This is a genomic window from Cellvibrio sp. (assembly GCF_053579595.1).
On record NZ_JBRFPI010000499.1, the window covers coordinates 1 to 2,724 of the forward strand.

A 2,724-nucleotide genomic window follows, 5' to 3' on the forward strand; every position below is an offset into this window, starting at 1 on the left:
CGATAGCATCGCCAATTGCGGTTTCGCGCCCGGCAAAACCAATTTGTGCTTCTTGTAATAATTGATTGACGGTGTTGCGATCATAAGTGAGCGGTGCTTGCAGATAGGCTTGTGCACCAAACAAAATTAACCCCAGCCGATCAGTAGTGCGGCGCGTAACAAAGTCGCCAATCACTTTTTTAACCGCCATTAAGCGTGTGATCTTGCGCCCATTGGCGACCATATCGGTCTGCTCCATACTGCCGGAAATATCGACTGCCATTAATAAATCTCGGCCACTCGATGGCATGCTGGTAGGCTCGCCCACCCATTGCGGGTTAGTGGCGGCCAATAAGCAGCAGAGCCATATCAGCCAGAGAGATAATAATTTTGCCGGACGTTTTCCTACACCCAAACGATTCTGGTGTTCGAGTTGACTAGCGTGTTGGTAAAACGGTACGCGCAGTGCAGCTTCAATACGTTTTTTGGGCGCTATAAAACCCATTAGTAAGGGCATTGGTGCGAGCCACAATAACCATGGCCATTGCATCTCAAACATGGTTGGCCTCCGCTGTTGTTTTGACTTTTTTTGGTGCGCCTTGTTTTGAGGTAGAAAGTTTTGAGGTGGAAAGTTTTTGGCGATGGTTGCGGTGGAGATTGATCCATTGCGAACTTAACTGATGCAAACCACTGACATCGAGTTGTGGATTTTTTTGATAGGCGCTGCTCAACAAGCTTTGGCCGAGTTCGCCTGAAAATTTTTCAGTCAAAGCCGGGCAAACTGAATCCAGCCAATTTAACCAGTCATTGCCTTTGATACTAGCATTAAAACTATGCGGGTAAGCGGTAAGCGCGGTGCGGCGCAATAGCTGGCTCAGCGCTTGTAGATAAGCTCCTGCATTTTGAGTCTGTTGATAATCGGCGTAAATGCCAGTGAGTTGATGCTGGGCGATAACACGATAATAATTTTGTTGTTTGCGGTTGCGCCAAATAAAAAATCCAATGATGGCGATAAGCAGTAACGAGAGCAATATCCACCAGCGGGGCGCGACGGGACACCAGCTTACGCCATCGGGCAAATGGATATCGGCTAATTGATCCAGAGGAGAAGAGGTTGGTTGCATAGTCTGCTTTTATTCTTCAATAAGTTGTAGTTAATGTTAAAAGTAATGACTATTTTTTTCGGCCAAAGGCTTTGCGCAAGCCATCCTGAATATCGTCTTGCGTAGCGTAACTCAGCAGTGGGATGCGCAAGCGTTTGCAAATATTCGTGAGCAGTGTTAGCTGTTGGTCAAACTGATTTTGATAAGCTTGCTGAAATGCCTTTTCGTTAGCGGCTAACTGCAAACGCTCGCGGCCATTACTAATAGTTAATGGCGAATTGCTAATCAGTTGGCGTTCGAGTTGATCATAAACATGAATCAGGGTTACATCGGTGTGCCGTGCCAATTCAAATAATTGTTGTTCGGCACTATTATCCAAATCGTGGAAATCGCTGATGATAAATAGCGCGCAGCCAGGTTTGGCAATGCGGCGTGCATCCGCCAGCATTTCATTCAACGAGTTGGGCTTTTGGATTTGGCCTGACGGCAATTGTGTTGGAGCGGGAGTAATTGGCGATGTTAAACGGTGATTGTAATCTTGCAGCTGATGCAATAATTCCAACACGGCATGTTTGCTACGGCGTGGACGCACATCGCGCTGGTTGTAATCGCCGAATACCAATGCACCTAACCGATCACCGTTGGCGAGTGCAGCCCAACCGAGCAGTGCTGCTATGTGGGCGGCGAGCACCGATTTAAAACAGCGCGTGCTGCCAAAAAATAACGACGAGCGCTGGTCAACCAACATAAATACCGGCCGCTCGCGCTCTTCGCGAAAAATTTTGGTGTGCGCGACCTGGGTGCGCGCGGTCACTCGCCAGTCGATAGAGCGGATGTCATCGCCCGGTTGGTAGAGCCGCACTTCCTCAAAATCCATTCCGCGTCCGCGAAAGCGTGTGCGTTCACCGCCCGACAATAAACTGCGCGCTGGTTGGTGGGCGAAAAGTTTTAAATCCTGCGCGGAAAAACGGCAGCGCAATAGCGCGGCGAGTTCGGTATAGGCGCCGCGTGGATTCAGGTCTTGCAGCAAATTGCTCATAGCATTGCGTTCCACTTAGCTCAGTGGCACGGCGGCCAGCAATTTATCAATCGCGTGATTGGGTGTGGTGCCAGTGGCTTCTGCTTCAAAACTTAAAATCAGGCGATGACGCAATACATCGTGAGCGACTGCTTGCACATCATCGGGGCTGACAAAATCGCGGCCTTTTAACCAGGCATGAGCGCGGGCACAGCGATCCAACGCAATAGTAGCGCGCGGGCTTGCGCCGTATTCGATCAATCCGGCTAGCTCTTCAGAATATTGCGCCGGGCGGCGGGTGGCGTTGATCAGGTGGACTATGTAGTCCTCCACACTTTCGGCCATGTATATCGCTAGAATTTGGTTGCGCGCCGCATCGATAGTGGCCTGGGTAATCATTTCGGGCTGTACGGCTGCAACCGAAGCGGCCTCATTGCGCGCGAGTTGCAAAATGCGGCGTTCGGCTTCGATGCTCGGGTAATCCACCACCACATGCAGCAAGAAACGATCGAGTTGGGCTTCTGGCAGCGGGTAGGTACCTTCTTGCTCAATGGGGTTCTGGGTCGCCATGACCATAAACAAGCCGGGGAGGGGATAGGTTTTGCTGCCCACACTCACTTGGCG

4 protein-coding genes are annotated in these 2,724 nt (G+C 50.5%); all 4 read right to left on the reverse strand.

From position 1 onward, the window contains the following. Positions 1-538 (reverse strand): VWA domain-containing protein (locus ACWA6V_RS20325; RefSeq protein ID WP_449524197.1); only part of this gene is annotated, 538 nt, incomplete at its 3' end. Beyond that, positions 531-1,103, reverse strand: a complete 573-nt coding sequence (locus ACWA6V_RS20330; RefSeq protein ID WP_449524198.1) for a DUF4381 domain-containing protein — start codon at positions 1,101-1,103, stop codon at positions 531-533. The genes ACWA6V_RS20325 and ACWA6V_RS20330, both read right to left, overlap by 8 nt. A gap of 49 nt (positions 1,104-1,152) precedes the next feature. Beyond that, on the reverse strand, positions 1,153-2,121 hold the full coding sequence (locus ACWA6V_RS20335) for a DUF58 domain-containing protein (protein ID WP_449524199.1): 969 nt from the start codon (positions 2,119-2,121) through the stop codon (positions 1,153-1,155). Between the two features lie 15 nt (positions 2,122-2,136). Continuing rightward, positions 2,137-2,724 (reverse strand): AAA family ATPase (locus tag ACWA6V_RS20340; RefSeq protein ID WP_449524200.1); only part of this gene is annotated, 588 nt, incomplete at its 5' end.